Genomic DNA, 17,804 nt, shown 5'->3' with positions numbered 1-17,804 from the left:
GTAGTATTGATTGCCCGCCGGCCTTGGCGGGCAAGCGATTTTTGCAACACCGAAAGAAAGGGTTCCTAATGAGTAATGATCTGGTCCTGGTGCTGAACTGCGGCAGTTCCTCGCTGAAGTTCGCCATTCTGGACGCCGAAAGCGGCAGCGAGAAATTGTCCGGCCTGGCCGAGTGCTTTTATCTTGCCGATGCCCGTATCAAATGGAAACTTAACGGCGAAAAGGATGAAGCCGCACTGGGAGCCGGAGCCGCCCACCAGCAGGCGCTGGACTTTATTGTGGAGCGGCTGCTCAAGCCACACCCCGAGCTGATGCAGGGGCTGGTGGCGGTGGGCCACCGGGTGGTGCACGGCGGCGAGAAGTTTACCCGCTCTGTGCTGATCGATGACGAGGTGATTGCGGGCATTGAAGCCTGTGCCAGCCTGGCACCGCTGCATAACCCGGCGCACCTGGTGGGCATCGCCTCGGCGCAGGCATCGTTTCCGGCCCTGCCGCAGGTGGCGGTGTTCGACACCGCCTTTCACCAGACCATGCCCGAGCAGGCCTACCTGTACGCCATTCCCCATTCCCTGTACCGGGAGCACGGCATTCGCCGTTACGGCATGCACGGCACCAGTCATTATTTCATTACCCAGGAAGCGGCCCGGGTGCTGAACAGGCCGGTTGGCGAGCTCAACATCATCAGTTGCCATCTGGGCAACGGCGCCTCCGTGTGTGCGGTGAAAAATGGCCAGTCGGTAGACACCTCCATGGGCCTGACCCCGCTGGAAGGCCTGGTGATGGGCACCCGTTGTGGTGACATCGATCCCGCCATCGTCTTTCACCTGCACGATGCCCTGGGTTACAGCGTGGAGCGCATCAACACCCTGCTCACCAAGGAGTCGGGCCTGCTGGGTCTGACCGAAACCTCCAGCGACTGCCGCTTTGCCGAAGACAATTACGAAACGCTGCCCGAAGCCAAACGGGCGCTGGATATTTTTGCCTATCGCCTGGCCAAATACATAGCCGGTTATGCCTGCGCCCTGGATGGCCGGCTGGATGCCATCGTGTTCACCGGCGGCATCGGTGAAAACTCCGCCAGGGTACGTGAGCTGACTTTGTCGAAGCTGGCCCTGCTGGGGGTTAAGCTGGATGATGAAGCCAACCTGAGCGCCCGCTTTGGCCAGGCCGGCTGTATCAGCGCGGCCGGCAGTCTGCCGGTGTGGGTACTGCCCACCAACGAAGAGTGGGTGATCGCTCAGGATGCGCTGGCGCTGGCCCAACCACAGGGGGAAAAGCAATGACCAGAACCATTATGCTGATCCCGGTCAGCAGCGGGGTGGGGGCCACTTCGGTGAGCCTGGGCATGGTGCGCGCCATGGAGCGCAACGGCGTGAATGTCAGCTTTTTCAAGCCGGTGTCCCAGCCGCGCACCCGCCGCAAGGTGCAGGATCACTCCACCGCCGTGGTGGCCAACGGCACCAGCCTGACGCCGCCGGAGCCCTTTGCCCTGAGTTATGCCGAGAGCATGATCTCGGCGGGCAACCTGGATGTGCTGCTGGAGGAGATCGTCGCCCGCTTTGAAAAGCACGTTTCCGACAGCGGCGCCGAGGTGGTGGTGGTGGAAGGCCTGATCCCCACCGACAAGCAGCCCTTTGCCACCCGCATCAACTACGACATCGCCAAGGCGCTGGACGCCGACATGGTGTTTATCGCCCAGCCCGGCAGCGACAGCAGCCAATATTTAAAAGAGCGCCTCGAGCTGGCCTGCGCCAATTTCGGCGGTGTGCTCAACAAACGCATTGTGGGCTGCATCATCAACAAGGTGGGGGCGCCGGTGGACGAGCAGGGCAATACCCGTCCCGATCTCACCGAAATGTTCAATCCCGGTTACAAGGGCGAGCACGTCACCGCCAACCTGGAAGTGCTGCAGGTGTTTGGCAAAACCCCGTTGCGCATTCTGGGCTGCATTCCCTGGAACACCCAGCTGGTGGCGCCCCGGGCGGTGGATCTGGCCCGCCATCTCAACGCCACCATCATCAACGAGGGTGCGCTCAACACCCGCCGGCTGCAAAGCGTGACCTTCTGTGCCCGGGCGCTGCATAACATGGTGCAGCACTTCAAGCCCGGCAGCCTGCTGGTGGCCTCGGGCGATCGCTCCGATGTGATTGTCTCGGTGTGCCTGGCGGCGATGAACGGCGTCAAGATCGGCGCCCTGCTGCTCACCGGCAGCTATCATCCCGAGCCCCAGATCATGGACTTGTGCCAGCGCGCCACCGAAACCGGCCTGCCCATTCTGATGGTCAACACCAACACCTGGCAGACTGCGGTCAGCCTGCAGCACTTCAACCTGGAGATCCCGGTGGACGACGCCGGCCGCATCGAGGCGGTGCAGGACTACGTGGCCGGCCATATCGACAAGCACTGGATCGAGTCGCTGTCGGCCAAGTCGGCCCGCAGCCGCCGGCTCAGCCCGCCGGCCTTCCGTTACCAGCTCACCGAGCTGGCCCGCCGCGCCGCCAAGCGCATTGTGCTGCCGGAAGGGGAAGAGCCGCGCACCATCAAGGCCGCCGCCATCTGTGCCGAGCGGGGCATTGCCCGGCCGGTACTGCTGGGCAGCCACGACGAGATCATGCGCATTGCCGCCCAGCAAGGGGTGGTGCTGGATGAAAAGGTCGATATCGTGGATCCGGCCGAGGTGCGCGAAAACTACGTCGAGCGGCTGGTGGAGCTGCGCAAGAGCAAGGGCATTACCGAGGTGGTGGCCCGGGAGCAGTTGCAGGACAACGTGGTGCTGGGCACCATGATGCTGGAGCGGGACGAGGTGGACGGCCTGGTGTCGGGCGCGGTCAACACCACTGCCAATACCATTCGCCCGCCGCTGCAGATCATCAAGACCGCGCCGGGCTGCTCGCTGGTGTCGTCGGTGTTCTTTATGCTGCTGCCGGATCAGGTGCTGGTATACGGCGACTGCGCCATCAACCCGGATCCCACCGCCGAACAGCTGGCGGAGATCGCCATTCAGTCGGCGGAGTCGGCCCGGGCCTTTGGCATTGAGCCCCGCGTTGCGATGATTTCCTATTCCACCGGCACTTCCGGCTCCGGCGCCGACGTGGAGAAGGTGCGCGAGGCCACCCGTCTGGCCCAGGAGAAGCGCCCGGATCTGGTGATCGACGGCCCGCTGCAGTACGACGCCGCCATCATGGAGAACGTGGCCAAGTCCAAGGCACCCAACTCGCCGGTGGCGGGCAAGGCCACCGTGTTCATCTTTCCGGATCTGAACACCGGCAATACCACCTACAAGGCGGTGCAGCGTTCGGCCCAGCTGGTGTCCATCGGCCCCATGCTGCAGGGCATGCGCAAGCCGGTGAATGATCTGTCCCGGGGCGCCCTGGTGGACGACATTGTCTATACCATAGCGCTTACCGCCATTCAGGCCGGCCAGCACGGCAAGGGCTGATCAACAAGGCTCCCGGCACCAGGCCGGGAGCTTTTTCACCTCACTCTTCACCCCTTACTCCTTACCAGCCCAACTCGCTTTTAATCCCCGGCAGCTTGTATCGCGGGCAAAGGCTGACCAAACCGGTGGCCAGGGGAGCACCCAAGCCAGCCCCGGGGAGTTTGCGGCCCCACAAACACAGGGTGAGCAGCACCGGGCCCAGCACAATGCGGCTCAGCCGATCCACGCTGCCAACATTATTTTTCATCCTGGACTCCTTTAATTCAGATAGTGCCAATTAATGGTGTGCCATTGACCGGAAAACCGGCCAGTGAGCGGGAATAATTAAAGGGCTTCGGGTGCGCGGGCTTGCAAAGCGTCCCGCGATTGGCGAGGCTGGAGGCTCCTTTTTGTTCGAGAAAACCGCCATGAACTTTCTTTCCCAGCCTCTGCAAAGCCAGCCCGAGCCTGACTGGGCGCGGTTGCAGGCCCTGCCCATTGCGGATAACGGCGAGCCCCTGGTACCTCTGGGGCTGGTGCCGTCGCCGCTCAGGGTCTATCCCGCCTATTTTCACCTGGGCGTGCCCGGAGCGTTGACCGAGTGCTATGTGCGCCGTTCGGTGCTGAATCGATTGCAGCAGGCGGCGACCCTGCTGCCCGCCGGCATCGAGCTGGTGGTGCTGGACGGCTGGCGCCCGTTTCGGGTGCAGCAATACCTGTTTGAGGCGTTGGTGGATGCCCTCAGGCGCCGGTTTCCCGACGAAGACGACAGCACCCTGCTGACCCGGGCCCGGCGTTTCGTGGCGCCACCCAGTACCGATGAAACCGCCCCCAGCCCACACCTGACCGGTGGTGCCGTGGATGTGTGCCTGTGTGACGGCCGCGGGCAGCTGCTCAACATGGGCACCGCTTTTGACGACATCAGCCCCTGGTCCTATACCGCCGCCTTTGAGGCGGTGGCCAGGCCCGGCGCCGAAGAAGCCGAGATCATCGAAAACCGCCGGCTGCTGCACAGCTGCATGACCCGGGCCGGTTTTACCAACCTGCCCAGTGAATGGTGGCATTACGACTACGGCAACCAGAGCTGGGCCTGGTACAGCCAGCAGCCTCAGGCACTGTTTGGCGTGGCCCAGCAACACGGCCTGGCCGAACGCTGGCGCGCCCAGGTGACCGTATTTGCCGGAGCCTGAGCGCTCCGCATATTTCACTGTGCCGGGCCGCCTTCGGTTGAATAATCACCGGGCGGTTTCGGCATGGAGACAGTTATCTCTCTTTATCCCGCCGTTTTTTCCGCCAAAGAAAATGTGATTCTTGCAGCAAATTTGCACATTGGCCCGGTCATCTGGCCATGACAGTGGCCCGGTTTCGGCAGCCGGGTTGCGCCAGCGCACCTTTGCGGTCTTTGCCAGTGAAAGCGATTAAGTTCTTTAAAAACAATGCCTTCACTGCATTTAACAAGCCGGCGCGGGCCGTTTGGGTATCGTCTGTCATTCATGGGGCAAATGAGTTTGGTTGGTGTGATTAATATTACTGATGGTGTTACCTACTTGTTATAAAGCCAATAGCAGAGTAATTTTCTCGCACTTGCCGCACTCCACACCGAATTGGCGTGTTGGCAGTGAGTGATTTAGGACGATGTGCTGCTTTCAGGTGGCCGTCACCCGTTCAACAAAGGATGTGACCATGAACGAACTGGTTAATGCCATTAACGGCTATATCTGGAGCCTGCCCCTGATCTATCTGTGTCTGGGCGTGGGTCTGTATTTCTCCCTTCGCACCCGCTTTCTGCAAGTCCGCCATATCAAGGAAATGGTACGGCTGATGTTCCAGGGCAACTCGTCCGCCGCCGGGATCAGCTCCTTTCAGGCACTGGCCCTGTCCCTGTCGGGCCGGGTAGGTACCGGTAACATCGCCGGGGTGGCCACCGCCATTACCTTTGGTGGTCCGGGCGCCGTGTTCTGGATGTGGGTAGTGGCCTTCCTGGGGGCGGGTACCGCCTTTGTGGAGTCTGCCCTGGCGCAGATCTACAAGGAAAAGGACGACAACGGCCTGTACCGGGGTGGCCCGGCCTTTTATATCGAGAAGGGCCTGGGCATGAAGTGGTATGCCTGGATCTTCGCCATCTCCACCGTGCTGGCCTGCGGCATGCTGCTGCCCGGCGTACAGGCCAACAGCATTGCCTCCGGCATTGAGAACGCCTTTGGCATTCCCACTACCGTCTCTGCCGCCGGTGTGGTCATTCTGCTCGGTATGATCATTTTTGGGGGCGTCAAGCGTATCGCCCACTTCACCCAGATAGTGGTGCCCTTCATGGCCCTGGGCTACATTCTGGTGGCCTTCGTGATCATCGTGCTCAATATCGGCCAGATCCCTGAGGTGGTCAGCCTGATCGTGGGCAGCGCCTTTGGCATGAAGGCGGGCTTTGGTGCCATTCTCGGCCTGGCCATCGAGTGGGGCGTGAAGCGCGGCATCTATTCCAACGAAGCCGGTCAGGGCACAGGCCCGCACGCCGCTGCCGCCGCCGAGGTATCTCACCCGGCCAAGCAGGGTCTGGTACAGAGCTTCTCGGTTTACATCGACACCCTGTTCGTGTGCTCCGCCACCGCCTTTATGATCATCATTACCGGTGCCTACAACGTGATGGGCAAGGCCGGTGAAGCCATCGTTGAGAAACTGCCCGGCGTGGAAGCCGGCCCCGGTTACACCCAGGCGGCGGTTGAATCCGTGATGCCCGGCTTTGGTGGCGTTTTCGTGGCGGTGGCGCTGTTCTTCTTCGCCTTTACCACCATACTGGCCTACTACTATATCGCCGAAACCAACGTGGCCTACATCAACCGCAAGGTGCACCGTCCCTGGCTGATGTTCGTGCTCAAGCTGGTGCTGATGGCGTCCGTGGTATACGGCTCGGTGAAGACCGCCGGCCTGGCCTGGGGCCTGGGTGATATCGGTGTGGGCCTGATGGCCTGGCTCAATATCGTTGCCATTCTGCTGCTGCAAAAGCCGGCGTTGATTGCCCTGAAAGACTATGAAGCGCAAAAGGCCGAGGGGCTGGACCCCACCTTTGACCCGGTCAAGCTCGGCATCAAAAACGCCGATCACTGGGTAAAGGGCAAGCCGTCCCGGGTGGCGGATGAAGACGGAGCGATAAACTCCGGTGTTCAGGCCGAACGTTCCTGATGTAAGCTGCCGACATTCACAAGGCCGGACTCTGTTCCGGCCTTTTTTCGTTCTGGCTGCAGCCAAAAGCCGACACTGGTCCCAGAGTGGGACGGTGGCTTGGGCCTATACTCGGGCACAGGACCCACACAAGGCGGGCGTACCCGCCACGCAAGGAGAACGAGAATGGACAGCAGCAACGCACTGTGGCAGACCGGCTGGTATTGCAACGGCCAGTGGCAGAACACCGAAGCGCGCTATGAGGTGCTGAACCCGGCCAGTGGCGAGGTGCTGGCGCGAGTGGCCCGCTGTGGCGGCGCCGAAACCGAGCGGGCCATTGCCGCCGCTGCCACCGCCTTTGAACACTGGCGCCACACCACTCCCAAGGAACGCACCGCCGTGCTGCGCCGCTGGAGCGAGCTGATGCTGGCGCACCAGGACGAGCTGGCCGAGCTGATGGTGCTGGAGCAGGGCAAGCCCCTGGCCGAGGCCAAAGGCGAGGTGGCCTACGCCGCCAGCTTTCTGGAATGGTTCGGGGAAGAAGCCAAGCGCGCCTGCGGCGATACCATTCCCAGCCCCAAACGGGAAAACCGGCTGTGGGTGATCAAGCAGCCGGTGGGGGTGGTGGCCGCCATCACCCCCTGGAACTTTCCCATGGCCATGATCACCCGCAAGGTGGGCCCGGCCATTGCCGCCGGCTGCACCGCCGTGGTCAAGGCTTCCAGCGTCACCCCGCTGTGCGCCAACGCCCTGGCGGTGCTGGCGGAGCGGGCCGGGGTGCCGGCGGGGGTGCTCAACCTGGTATCGGGCGACTCCGGCCCTATCGGCGAGGCGCTGATGCAAAACTCAGCCGTGCGCAAGCTGTCGTTCACCGGCTCCACCGGTATCGGCAAGAAGCTCATGGCCCAGGCCGCCGGCACGGTGAAAAAGCTGTCGCTGGAGCTGGGCGGCAACGCGCCCTTTATCGTGTTTGACGATGCCGATCTCGACGCCGCCGTGGCCGGCGCGATGGCGTCCAAGTTCCGCAACACCGGCCAGACCTGCGTGTGCGTCAATCGCTTCTATGTGCAGGACGGCATTTACGATGCGTTTGTGTCCCGGCTGGCCGAGGCCGCCGAAGCGCTCAAGGTGGCGGAAGGCCGGGTGGACGGCGCCCAGCAGGGCCCGTTGATCACCCAGGCGGCGCTCGACAAGGTGGAAGAGCACGTGGCCGATGCCCTGGCCAAAGGTGGCCGGCTGGTGTGCGGCGGAGCCCGTCACGCCCTGGGCGGCACCTTCTACCAGCCCACGGTGATTGCCGATGCCAGTGAAAACATGCTGCTGGCACAGGAGGAAACCTTTGGCCCGGTGGCGGCCTGTTTCCGCTTCAGTGACGAAGGGGAGGCCATTCGGCGGGCCAACGACACTCCCTTTGGCCTGGCCGCCTATTTTTACACGCGGGATCTGAACCGGGTATTCCGGGTCTCGGAAGCCCTGGAGTCGGGCATGGTGGGCGTGAACGAGGGCATTATCTCCAACGAGGTGGCCCCCTTTGGCGGTGTCAAGGAGTCGGGGCTGGGCCGCGAAGGCAGCCAGATTGGCCTGGATGAATTCCTGGAGACCAAGTATGTCAACCTGGGTAATGTAACCTGAATCCTCTGTCCTTGTGTTCGTCGCTCCCGCGAAATATCCCCGCGAAGGCGGGCACGGGAGCCCAGGGCATGCTGCACGACAGAAGACGGGGTTTGCCGTTGTCTGCAGAAAGACTCCGGCTCGCAGGCTGAAGAGGTATCGGGGTAATCCCCGGCAAAAAGGGCCGCATTTGCGGCCCTTTTCGTTACTCGTTCAACATGGCCTCCATGGCCGCTTCCTTTTGCTCCGGTGACAGCGCCTTGGGTTGTTCCGGTTCCTTTTTCGGTTTCGGTGCACTGGCCTGCTGGCTTTCAAGGGCTTTCAGTCTGGCCTGTGCCTGCTGCAACTGGGCACGGGTGGCATTCAGTTCGCTTTGCAGCGGGCTGGCAACCGCCGGTGCCATGTCGGCAGCCGCCGGAGGTGCCAGCAGGGCGCCACCCAGAGGCTGCGCCGGCTGGCGGGCGGATTCGGTCAGCCAGCCCTGCATCGCCTCGGGCCACACTGCCGCCTTGCCGGTGTGTGACTCGGTGAACACCCTGGTCTGATCATCGGCGCTCAGCAGCACCGACATCTGATTGCTGTCGGCGTTCCATACCAAACCGGCCTTGTCGGCGCCGGGTTGCTGGGCCGCGCGGGACACCAGATAAAACAGCGGCCCTTCCTGTTGCAGCTCGCCGGCGGTGCGCAGCAGCGAGACCGTGGTGTCGTAGTGGGGGCCGAGCAGGCTGGTCATGCGGGTTTTGATCACCGGCTGTTCAAACAGGTTGGTGGTATTGGGATCCAGCCCCACCATGGGCTTGAGCAGGGCCCACATCAGCTGACCCGGCCCCATGGCAAGCAGAGGCGCCACACAGGCACTGAGGGTCAGAGAAAGCAGAGCGGCCTTGAACAGAGCAGACAGACGCATTCGAATATTAAATCCAGGCTATTGATAATAATGTTTTTTTACCTGTTCGAGTCCGGCGCCGGGGCGGCAGCAAAGAGCAGGCTGGCGCAAATTAGCACAGCTTGCGGAAAAAAAGATCAACCCCGGTGAAAAATAGTCGAAGGGTTCTGGATGGCATGATTACCGCGCCATTTTTTGGCATGCTGGGCGCCTTGCTCATGAGGGAATTTTCAAATGAAACACAGGCTTTTGTTGATGCTGGCCCTGTTGCTGAGCGCCTGCTCGCCCGCCGAACAGCAGCATATTCGTCTGCTCAGCGGCGACTGGGACAGCGCCCGGATCACCACCGAGCTGGCCCGGCTGGAGCTGGAGCAAGCGGGTTTTGCGGTCACGGTGGAGCAGGTGGCGCCGGGGAAAATCTGGTCAGCCCTGGCCGCCGGTGAGGCCGATGCCAGTCTGGCCGCCTGGCTGCCCGATAGCAGCCGCCACCATGCCGAGCGCTTCTTCGACAAGCTGCACGATCTCGGCCCCAACGGCCCGGTGCTGAAACTGGGGCTGGCGGTACCGGCCTCGGCAGCACTCGGCCGCATCAGCGAGCTGGCCGGCAGTGACTATGGCGGCCATAAAGTGGTGGGCATGATGCCCGGCCACGGCAGCCTGGTGCTCACCGAACAGGCACTGGCTCGCTATCACCTCGATGAATACCAGTTGCTGTCCGGCTCGGGCGAAGCCTACCGTCACCTGGTGAACACCGCCATTGAGCAGCAGTTACCGGTAGTCATCGCCGCTTGGTCGCCCAGCCGAGTGATGCTGCACCCGCAGCTGAAATGGTTGAAGGACGACCAGGGCCACTTTGCCGCCGGCGAGCGGGCCCATACCCTGGTGCGCCGGGGCCTGGAAGACAGCGCCCCCAGGGCCATGGAAGTACTGGGCAGCATTCGCCTTACAGAAGACGAGTTGACCGCCCTGCTGCGACAGGTGGCCGCCGAGCCCGATCTCACCCTGGCGGTCAACCGGTGGCGGGCGGAGCAGACTGAAGCCGAGCCCGTGCAGTAACTTCCGGCACCTAGATCGAGCGGGTCAGTCCGCCGTCAATGCGTATGTTCTGGCCGGTGATATACCCTGCCTTGTTTGAGCAGAGGTAGGCGATCATGGAGGCAAACTCTTCAACCCGGCCGTAACGGCCCATGGGGATTCGGCTGCGCCGCGCGTCGGTTTCCGGCAGGCTGTCGATAAAGCCCGGCAATACATTGTTCATGCGAATGTTGGCACTGGCATAGCGGTCGGCAAACAGTTTGGTAAAGCTGGCCAGACCGGCGCGAAACACGCTTGACGTCGGGAACAGCGGGTCGGGTTCGAACACCGCAAAGGTCGAAATGTTCACGATGCTGCCGCTGCCCTGCTGCTCCATGATGGGGGTCACCAGGCGGGCAGGGCGAATAACATTGAGCAGATAATAATCCACGGCCGCATGCCAGTCTTCATCACTGATGCTCAGTATGTCTCCCTTGGGTCCGTGACCGCCGCTGTTGACCAGTGCATCAACGCGACCCCATTGTTCCATGGTGCGCTCGACCAGGCGCTGCAGATCGTTTACCGACTGGTTGGAACCGGTCATGCCAATGCCCCCCAGCTCCCGGGCCAGGGCTTCTCCCTTGCCGGAAGACGACAATATCGCCACCTTGTAGCCCTCCTGCGCCAGTGCTCGTGCGGCGCCGGCACCCAGCCCGCTGCCGCCTGCGGTAATAATGGCAACTCTGGAATTCGTCATAGGTGATTACCTCCGTGGTGAGCGCTGTGAATGGGCAGTAAAAAAGTCGCGGGCCATGATCGTGGCCCACGGGTTGGCAAAAGGCGTGACTGGCCAGCCAACACTGCTAACGCCCTGTGTACCTGTGGAATGAGATATTCCGCTGTGGTGATTGATTCTGTGCTTGTTATCGGTGGCTCTGTTCAAGCCCGTTTCGTGTTTGCTGTTTCCGTTTCTTGCTGCCTGTATCGCAACGAGTACAGCTTGCGGCAAAACCATTGGTGAGTTAAATCTATATTTACTCAATATTGGTTTAAGAGAAAAGAAACAATGAGCTCAAAAAAACAACTTTCACAGGTGACGGATTTTGATCTTCGCCTGTTGCGTCTGTTCAAGGTGGTGGCCGAGAGTGGCAGTTTTTCCGCGGCTGAAAGCGCCCTGGGCATTACCCGCTCGGCGGTCAGTCTGCAAATGAGTGATCTGGAAAAGCGTCTGGGCATGCGTTTGTGCCAGCGCGGCCGGGCCGGCTTTGCCCTGACCGATGAGGGGCGGGAGGTGTTGCGGGCCGGCGAGGTACTGCTGACCGCGGTCGAAAATTTTCGAGGGGAGGTGAACCAGATCAATAATCAGCTGCGGGGTGAACTCAATATCGGCATCGTCAACAACCTGGTGACCCAGCCACACATGAGCATTACCCGGGCCCTGAAGACGCTGCGTGAGCGCAGTGATGAAATCAGAATCAACATCAGCATGAGTACGCCAGGGGAAATTGAGCGCGGCCTGTTTGACGGGCGCCTGCATGTGGGCGTGGTGCCGCTCAATACGCCACTGTCGGGTCTGGATTACAGCCAGCTCTATGAGGAGCGTTCCAGCCTGTACTGCAGCCACGAACACCCTTTTTTTCATGCCGACAGCGAGCCCGACAATGAGCAGCTCGGGGCCGTGGATGCGGTGGTGCCCAGCTACCGCATGACGGCGGAAGCCATTGGCCTGCACCAGTTGCTCAACTGTACCGCCTCTGCTTCCGACCGGGAGGGAATCGCCTTTTTAATCCTTACCGGCAGCTATATCGGCTGCCTGCCGGATCACTACGCTGCCAACTGGGTGGCCAAGGGGCAGATGAAGGCCCTGTGCCCGCAGCGACTGTTCTTTGACTCCCGACTGGCCATTGTGACCCGCAAGGGGCGGCGTCCCAACCTGCTGCTGGAAGCCTTTCTGAGTACCCTGCAACCGGCCAGCTGAATGCGGACCTGATCACAATCCGGCAACACCCGTCCAGTTGTTTGTTTAAAAAAAGTAACGCACTGGTTGACAACTGCCTTGGCTCAAAATTACGCTGCATGCAGCATTGTATGCAAGTGATTGGGCCGATGGCTCCGTCACCGAAACGACTTACTGAACCTGGTTACAACTGGAGATACTGATATGGAACTCAAAGGAATCCTCCCTGCACTGGTCACCCCTTATGACAAGCACGGTGCCGTCAACCTCGAAGTCCTGGCCGATATTCTGGAGCACCAGCTCAAGGCTGGCGTCAGCGGTTTCGTGCCCATGGGCACTACCGGTGAATACTACGCCCTGACCAACGAGGAGCGTCGTCTGGTAATGAACACGGTACGGGAAGTGGTGGGCGATCGCGGCACCCTGATCACCGGTGCCAACGGCTCCTGCACGCGGGAGGTGATCGAGCAGATCAAGCAGGCCCAGGACTGCGGCTACAGCAACATTCTGCTGGCGCCGCCCTACTATGCTCTGCCCACTCAGGAAGAACTTATTGGTCATTACCAGGCCATTCTGGACACGATTCCCGATATCAATGTGGTGCTATACAACTACCCGGTTCGCACCAATGTGGAAGTGGGCTACAGCGTGCTGGAGGCCTTCAGGGATCATCCGCGGGTGGTGGCAATCAAGGAAAGCAGCGGGGATCTGCTGCGCGCCATCGAAATTGGTGAGAACTACAAGGGCCAGATCCAGCTGTCCTGCGGCTCGGATGATCAGGCGCTGGACTTCTTCCTGTGGGGGGCCACCAGCTGGATCTCCGCACCGGCAAACTGCTTTACCGACAAGGTGTGTGACTTCTACAACAAGGTAAGCACGGGTGACGTCACCGGAGCCCAGGACGTGATGCGAGCCCTGTTCCCGGTAATGGCGCTGATGGAGTCCGGAAAATTCATTCAGAAAGTGAAATACGGCTGCGAGCTGGCCGGTTTTGACGTGGGCCCGGGCCGCATGCCGCTGCAGCCGCTGACCCAGGAAGAAAAGACCGAGTTCCGCAAGGTCTTCGAGGCCTCCATGGGCTGATGGGATGCCCGCGTCACCGGCGCGGGCTCCCGTTTCAGTTCACCTTTCCATTTTGTTTGACCTTGTGAGATCCAGTTATGCAGCCTGAACACACTACCAGGCCGGAAGAGGCCGTTGTTATTGGTGGGGGCATCGTCGGTGTTTGTTGCGCCCTTTATCTGCAGCGGGAAGGCCACCGGGTGACCCTGATCGATCCGGCGGCGCCGGGCGACAGCACGGCCAAGTGGAGTTGCGGGCAGATGGCGGTAAGCGAGGTCATTCCCCTGTCCAAGCCGGGCATACTGAAAAAGATTCCCGGCTGGTTGCTGGATCAGAAGGGGCCGCTGGCCCTGCGGCCTGCCGCCTTGCCCGGCATACTGCCGTGGTTTTTGCGCTTTCTGGCCTGCGCGCGCCACACCAGCATTGTGCAGATAGCCGAGGCGCTTTCTACCCTGACTCACGAGGTTTATGAAGACTATGCGCCCCTGCTGGCCGATTGCGACAACAAGGCGCTGCTGGGGCAAAAACCCATCATCGAAGTATTCGACTCTTCCGCCGGCCTGGCGCAGGAGCGGCCGCACCTGGAGCAGCGCCAGGCCCTCGGCTTTAAACACGAAGAGCTGGATGCCCATGCCATCTCCGATCTGGAGCCGGCCTTGGCTGGCAAATTTAAGCATGGCCTGCTGTTTCCGGACTGGCGTGCAGTCAGCGATACCGAAGGCTTTATTGCGGCACTGACCCAGAGTTTTATCGACAAGGGCGGCGTGCGTATTCGGGATGAAGTTCACCACTTAATCGAGTCGGGCGGTCGCGCGGCCGGGGTCGAGCTGGCCAATGGTAATTGTCTTCCCGCCCATCATGTGGTGGTGGCCGCCGGTAATGGCTCGCGCCGATTCTTTGGCCAGTTGGGAGTAGACATTCCGCTCTTGGGTATCGCCGGCTACCAGGTGGTGTTGCCCGAGCCGGGCGTGGAGATTCGGCATTCGGTGATCTATGCCGACGGTGGTTTCTGCTTTGCCCCCATGACCCGGGGTCTGCAAATCGGCGGCACCATAGAGTTTACCGGTAAAAACGCGGCGCCCAACTTCAAACGGGCCGAGATCATTCGGGACAAGGCCAAGCGCATTCTGCCCCAGCTGAACCTGGAAGGCGCCGAGTTCGGCATTGGTCGCCGGCCTTTCCTGCCCGATACCAAGCCGGTCATTGATCGTTCATCGCGGCTACCCAACGTGATGATGGCCTTTGGTCATGGCCAGCTGGGGCTGACTTTGGGAGCCACCACGGGCCGGCTGATTAGCGATCTGGTGGCGGGTCGGCAGCCGGCCCAGTCGCTGGCGCCCTTCAGTGCCAACCGTTTTTAAACTTCAGGAGCAGCAAATGAAATCGTATCAGCAACTTTATATCAATGGCCAGTGGCAGTCCCCGGTGCAGGGCAGGTTATTCGAGACCGTCGATCCTAGCGATGAGTCGGTGATCGCGCAGGTGGCGGCAGCCACCGCCGAGGACGTGGATGTCGCCGTGCGCGCCGCCCGTCACGCCTTTGACCAAGGCCCCTGGCCCCAGCTCAGTGGCCGTGAACGCGGCGCCGTGTTGCGCCGTATTGCCGACGGTATTCGCGAACGCCAGCAGGCTCTGGCCGAGCTGGAAGTGCGCGATAACGGCAAACCCCTGCCGGAGGCCTTGTGGGACATTGAAGACACCGCCGGCTGCTTTGATTTTTACGCGGATCTGGCCGAGCGCCTCGACGAGCAGCGCGAGCAGCCGGTGGCTCTGGCCGACGAGCGTTTCAGTTCGGTGGCCCGCAAGGAGCCGGTGGGCGTGGCCGGGGCCATCATACCCTGGAACTTTCCCATGCTGATGGCGTCATGGAAAGTGGCGCCGGCCCTGGCGGCGGGATGCTGCATGGTGCTCAAGCCTTCCGAGGTGACGCCGCTCACCGCTCTGGAGCTGGCCGACATCGCCCACCAGGCGGGGCTGCCCGCGGGGGTGCTGAATGTGGTGACCGGCCTTGGCCCTGATGCCGGTGCTCCGCTCAGTGAACACCCCGGCATCGACAAGCTGGCCTTTACCGGCAGCGTGCCCACCGGCAGCCGCATCATGCAGGCGGCGGCCCGGGATATTCGCAATGTCAGTCTGGAGCTCGGCGGCAAATCACCCTTTATCGTGTTTGACGATGCCGATATCGAGGCGGCGGTCGAGTGGATCATGTTCGGTATTTTCTGGAACAAGGGCGAAGTGTGTTCGGCCACCTCGCGGGTGCTGGTGCAGCAGGGGCTGTACGACACCCTGATGAGCCGGCTGCTGGAAGAAACCCGCAAAATCACCATCGGCAACGGCATGCAGGATGGCGTGCTGATGGGGCCGCTGGTCAATCAGGCCCAGTACCAAAAGGTGACCGCGGCCATCGCCAGGGGCACAGAGGAAGGCGCCCGCCTGATTACCGGTGGTCGTCGTCCCGAGCACTGTGATCGCGGCTACTACCTGGAGCCCACCATCTTCGTGGACGTGCCGGTCGAGAGCTCGGTATGGCAGGAAGAAATTTTCGGCCCCGTGGTCTGTATTCGTACCTTCGGTGACGAGGCGGAAGCGGTACAATTGGCAAACGCCTCTCGCTTCGGGCTGGCCGGTGCGGTCATGTCCCGGGATCTGGAACGCTGCGACCGGGTGGCCCGCCAGCTTAGGGCCGGCATTGTCTGGATCAACTGTTCCCAGCCAACCTTTACCGAGGCGCCCTGGGGAGGCTACAAACAGAGTGGCATCGGCCGTGAGCTGGGTGAATGGGGTCTGAACAACTACCTGGAAACCAAGCAGATCACCCGCTTCGACAGTGCCGAGCCCTGGGGCTGGTATATCAAATGAGGTAACGGCCATGCGCTGGAGCAAAACACTGCAGTTGGCAGAAGTGCACTGTGAAGGGGAAATCGGCAAGGTTATCACCGGGGGCGTGATTGGCGTGCCCGGTGCCACCATGCTCGACAAGATGAACTACATCAATGAGGTGGACGACAGCCTGCGCCGGCTGGTGGTGCTGGAGCCTCGCGGCTGCCTGCAGATGTCGGTCAACCTGCTGCTGCCGCCCACCCGCCCCGAGGCGGACGCCGGCTTTATCGTGCTGCAGGCAGACAAGGCCCATCCCATGTCCGGCAGCAACTGCATCTGCGTGGTCACGGCGTTGCTGGAATTGGGCATGATGCCCATGCAGGAGCCGCTGACCACTGTGGTGCTGGACACGCCGGCGGGCCTTGTGACCGCCCGGGCGTCGTGTGAAAATGGCCGCTGCGTCGGCGTCAGCCTGGACATGGTGCCGTCCTTTGTGGAACGACTCGAGGTCAGCATTGATACCGCCGAGTTCGGCACCATCAAGGCGGATATCGCCTTTGGCGGTGTCTATTATGCCCTGATCGATGTGGCACAGACCGGGCTTAGCATCGCGCCGGAGCATGCCCGAGAGCTGGCCACCGCCGGTGTCGCCCTGCGCGAACAGATCAACCGCCAGGTTCGCGTGCAGCATCCTGAGCTGAAGGCCGTGAACGAGGTGGCGTATGTGATGTTTCGTCATCGCCTTGACCAACACACCTGGCAGACCTGCACCACACTGCCGCCTGGCCGGGTGGATCGTTCTCCCTGTGGTACCGGCAGCTCTGCCAATCTGGCCACCTTGAGCGCGCGCGGTCTGGTGAGCACCGGTGATCAACTGGTCTCCCGTTCCACCATTGGCGGCGAATTTCGGGTGGAACTGCTGGGGAACACCGAGGTAGCCGGCAGGCCGGCGGTGTTGCCCAGGGTCACCGGTCGCGCCTGGCTTTATGGCCTGCAGCAGCTGGGCGTCGATCCCGACGATCCCCTGTCGGCGGGCTTTATGCTCAGTGATACCTGGGGACCGGCATTTCCGGGCTGATGTCAAAATACTGAATCTGGGGAGCCTGTGGCTCCCCATTTGATGAGAATGCCGAATGAAGAAAGAAAGCGCGAAGAGTGAGGCTGGCAAAAGCCGCCGTCACGGTGGCCGTTATATCTATGAAACCCTGCGCAAGCAGATACTGACGCTGCAGCTCAAGCCCGGTGCCCCCCTGGACGAAGTTTCTCTTGCCGGTCAGTTTGAGCTTTCCCGCTCCCCGGTGCGTGATGCCCTGGCGCGGCTGGTGACCGAGGGGCTGGTCACCATTCTTCCCAACCGGACTACCATCGTCACGCCGTTCGAGATTGAAGAGTTTCCCAACTATGTGGCGGCATTGGATCTGGTGCAGCGGGCGGTTACCCGGCTGGCGGCGCAGCGGCGCAGTGATGAAGATCTGGCGCGCATTCGCGCGGCCGACGCCGACTACCTGAATGCCATTACCCAGGGAGATTTCCAGGCCATGTCCGAGCTGAACAAGGTCTTTCACATGGAGATCGCCAGGGCGGGTGGCAATCGTTATCTTACCGATTATTACGAGCGGCTGCTGGGCGAAGGCCAGCGCCTGATCCACCTGCATTTTGATCATCTGGTGCAGTCGGCCAGCACCCACAAACTGGGGCGGGATCATGACGACATCATCAATGCCATTGCCGCCCGCGATGCCGAAGCCGCCGATCTGGCGGCCCATGAGCACACCATGCTGTTCCAGCGCCGTTTTCTCGATTACATGCAGCAGAACCTGACTGCGGGTATGTCATTGACCCCTTCTTTTTCCGATGCCTAGTGAGTGGGGCCATAATTT

15 protein-coding genes are annotated in these 17,804 nt (G+C 61.5%); 12 read left to right on the top strand and 3 right to left on the bottom strand.

Translation table 11 applies throughout. The annotated features are described in order from the left end of the window. Window positions 1-68: 68 nt before the first annotated feature. Both PU634_RS12155 and pta read left to right on the top strand, forming a co-directional pair. On the top strand, window positions 69-1,283 hold the full coding sequence (locus PU634_RS12155) for an acetate kinase (protein WP_306761080.1): 1,215 nt from the start codon (window positions 69-71) through the stop codon (window positions 1,281-1,283). Beyond that, window positions 1,280-3,439 (top strand): phosphate acetyltransferase, encoded by a 2,160-nt coding sequence (gene pta, locus PU634_RS12150; protein WP_306761079.1) that lies wholly within the window; start codon window positions 1,280-1,282, stop codon window positions 3,437-3,439. Before PU634_RS12155 ends, pta begins: the two co-directional genes overlap by 4 nt. A 61-nt stretch (window positions 3,440-3,500) precedes the next feature. On the opposite strand, the gene PU634_RS12145 is transcribed toward pta, so the two are convergent. Further along, window positions 3,501-3,686 carry a YgaP family membrane protein gene (locus tag PU634_RS12145; protein ID WP_306761078.1) on the bottom strand — a complete coding sequence of 62 codons (186 nt, stop codon included), beginning with the start codon at window positions 3,684-3,686 and terminating at the stop codon, window positions 3,501-3,503. A gap of 160 nt (window positions 3,687-3,846) precedes the next feature. On the opposite strand from PU634_RS12145, the gene PU634_RS12140 reads away from it, so the two are divergent. From PU634_RS12140 to PU634_RS12130, 3 genes are all read left to right on the top strand, one after another. Next, window positions 3,847-4,608, top strand: coding sequence for a M15 family metallopeptidase (locus PU634_RS12140; RefSeq protein WP_306761077.1), 762 nt, complete (start codon window positions 3,847-3,849; stop codon window positions 4,606-4,608). Between the two features lie 493 nt (window positions 4,609-5,101). Further along, window positions 5,102-6,595: an alanine/glycine:cation symporter family protein gene (locus PU634_RS12135; RefSeq protein WP_306761076.1), complete on the top strand. Its 1,494-nt coding sequence runs from the start codon at window positions 5,102-5,104 to the stop codon at window positions 6,593-6,595. Between the two features lie 165 nt (window positions 6,596-6,760). Then, entirely contained in the window at window positions 6,761-8,206 is a 1,446-nt protein-coding gene (locus PU634_RS12130) for an NAD-dependent succinate-semialdehyde dehydrogenase (protein ID WP_306761075.1), read from the top strand. 184 nt (window positions 8,207-8,390) lie between these two features. On the opposite strand, the gene PU634_RS17235 is transcribed toward PU634_RS12130, so the two are convergent. Continuing rightward, on the bottom strand, window positions 8,391-9,092 hold the full coding sequence (locus tag PU634_RS17235; protein WP_371319599.1) for an Ivy family c-type lysozyme inhibitor: 702 nt from the start codon (window positions 9,090-9,092) through the stop codon (window positions 8,391-8,393). A gap of 213 nt (window positions 9,093-9,305) precedes the next feature. Between PU634_RS17235 and PU634_RS12120 the strand changes: the two genes are divergently transcribed. Then, window positions 9,306-10,127 carry a glycine betaine ABC transporter substrate-binding protein gene (locus tag PU634_RS12120; RefSeq protein WP_306761074.1) on the top strand — a complete coding sequence of 274 codons (822 nt, stop codon included), beginning with the start codon at window positions 9,306-9,308 and terminating at the stop codon, window positions 10,125-10,127. A gap of 10 nt (window positions 10,128-10,137) precedes the next feature. Here PU634_RS12120 and PU634_RS12115 read toward each other — a convergent pair whose 3' ends face one another. After that, entirely contained in the window at window positions 10,138-10,842 is a 705-nt protein-coding gene (locus tag PU634_RS12115) for an SDR family oxidoreductase (protein ID WP_306761073.1), read from the bottom strand. 309 nt (window positions 10,843-11,151) lie between these two features. On the opposite strand from PU634_RS12115, the gene PU634_RS12110 reads away from it, so the two are divergent. From PU634_RS12110 to PU634_RS12085, 6 genes are all read left to right on the top strand, one after another. Further along, a complete protein-coding gene (locus tag PU634_RS12110) occupies window positions 11,152-12,063 on the top strand; it encodes a LysR family transcriptional regulator (RefSeq protein ID WP_306761072.1) in 912 nt (303 codons plus the stop codon). Between the two features lie 183 nt (window positions 12,064-12,246). Next, a complete protein-coding gene (locus PU634_RS12105; protein WP_306761071.1) occupies window positions 12,247-13,125 on the top strand; it encodes a dihydrodipicolinate synthase family protein in 879 nt (292 codons plus the stop codon). Between the two features lie 77 nt (window positions 13,126-13,202). Next, window positions 13,203-14,465, top strand: a complete 1,263-nt coding sequence (locus PU634_RS12100; protein ID WP_306761070.1) for an NAD(P)/FAD-dependent oxidoreductase — start codon at window positions 13,203-13,205, stop codon at window positions 14,463-14,465. A 16-nt stretch (window positions 14,466-14,481) separates the two neighbouring features. Continuing rightward, window positions 14,482-15,963, top strand: coding sequence for an aldehyde dehydrogenase family protein (locus tag PU634_RS12095; RefSeq protein WP_306761069.1), 1,482 nt, complete (start codon window positions 14,482-14,484; stop codon window positions 15,961-15,963). A gap of 10 nt (window positions 15,964-15,973) precedes the next feature. Beyond that, complete coding sequence (locus tag PU634_RS12090; RefSeq protein ID WP_306761068.1) at window positions 15,974-17,002, top strand: proline racemase family protein; 1,029 nt, start codon at window positions 15,974-15,976, stop codon at window positions 17,000-17,002. A gap of 55 nt (window positions 17,003-17,057) precedes the next feature. Further along, the gene (locus PU634_RS12085; protein ID WP_306761067.1) at window positions 17,058-17,786 is read left to right on the top strand and encodes a GntR family transcriptional regulator; all 729 of its coding nucleotides are present in this window, start codon (window positions 17,058-17,060) and stop codon (window positions 17,784-17,786) included. The last annotated feature ends 18 nt before the right edge of the window (window positions 17,787-17,804 follow it).

The organism is Oceanimonas pelagia, from assembly GCF_030849025.1.
Lineage (GTDB): Bacteria > Pseudomonadota > Gammaproteobacteria > Enterobacterales > Aeromonadaceae > Oceanimonas > Oceanimonas pelagia.
Note: the sequence above shows the minus strand (reverse complement) of the source record. Positions and strands in the feature narration are given on the sequence as shown.

Bases quoted from the DNA above. Each gene is read 5' to 3' on its own strand.
- PU634_RS12155 (WP_306761080.1), top strand. From the start codon at position 69: ATGAGTAATGATCTGGTCCTGGTGCTGAACTGCGGCAGTTCCTCGCTG.
- pta (WP_306761079.1), top strand. From the start codon at position 1,280: ATGACCAGAACCATTATGCTGATCCCGGTCAGCAGCGGGGTGGGGGCC.
- PU634_RS12145 (WP_306761078.1), bottom strand. From the start codon at position 3,686: ATGAAAAATAATGTTGGCAGCGTGGATCGGCTGAGCCGCATTGTGCTG.
- PU634_RS12140 (WP_306761077.1), top strand. From the start codon at position 3,847: ATGAACTTTCTTTCCCAGCCTCTGCAAAGCCAGCCCGAGCCTGACTGG.
- PU634_RS12135 (WP_306761076.1), top strand. From the start codon at position 5,102: ATGAACGAACTGGTTAATGCCATTAACGGCTATATCTGGAGCCTGCCC.
- PU634_RS12130 (WP_306761075.1), top strand. From the start codon at position 6,761: ATGGACAGCAGCAACGCACTGTGGCAGACCGGCTGGTATTGCAACGGC.
- PU634_RS17235 (WP_371319599.1), bottom strand. From the start codon at position 9,092: ATGCGTCTGTCTGCTCTGTTCAAGGCCGCTCTGCTTTCTCTGACCCTC.
- PU634_RS12120 (WP_306761074.1), top strand. From the start codon at position 9,306: ATGAAACACAGGCTTTTGTTGATGCTGGCCCTGTTGCTGAGCGCCTGC.
- PU634_RS12115 (WP_306761073.1), bottom strand. From the start codon at position 10,842: ATGACGAATTCCAGAGTTGCCATTATTACCGCAGGCGGCAGCGGGCTG.
- PU634_RS12110 (WP_306761072.1), top strand. From the start codon at position 11,152: ATGAGCTCAAAAAAACAACTTTCACAGGTGACGGATTTTGATCTTCGC.
- PU634_RS12105 (WP_306761071.1), top strand. From the start codon at position 12,247: ATGGAACTCAAAGGAATCCTCCCTGCACTGGTCACCCCTTATGACAAG.
- PU634_RS12100 (WP_306761070.1), top strand. From the start codon at position 13,203: ATGCAGCCTGAACACACTACCAGGCCGGAAGAGGCCGTTGTTATTGGT.
- PU634_RS12095 (WP_306761069.1), top strand. From the start codon at position 14,482: ATGAAATCGTATCAGCAACTTTATATCAATGGCCAGTGGCAGTCCCCG.
- PU634_RS12090 (WP_306761068.1), top strand. From the start codon at position 15,974: ATGCGCTGGAGCAAAACACTGCAGTTGGCAGAAGTGCACTGTGAAGGG.
- PU634_RS12085 (WP_306761067.1), top strand. From the start codon at position 17,058: ATGAAGAAAGAAAGCGCGAAGAGTGAGGCTGGCAAAAGCCGCCGTCAC.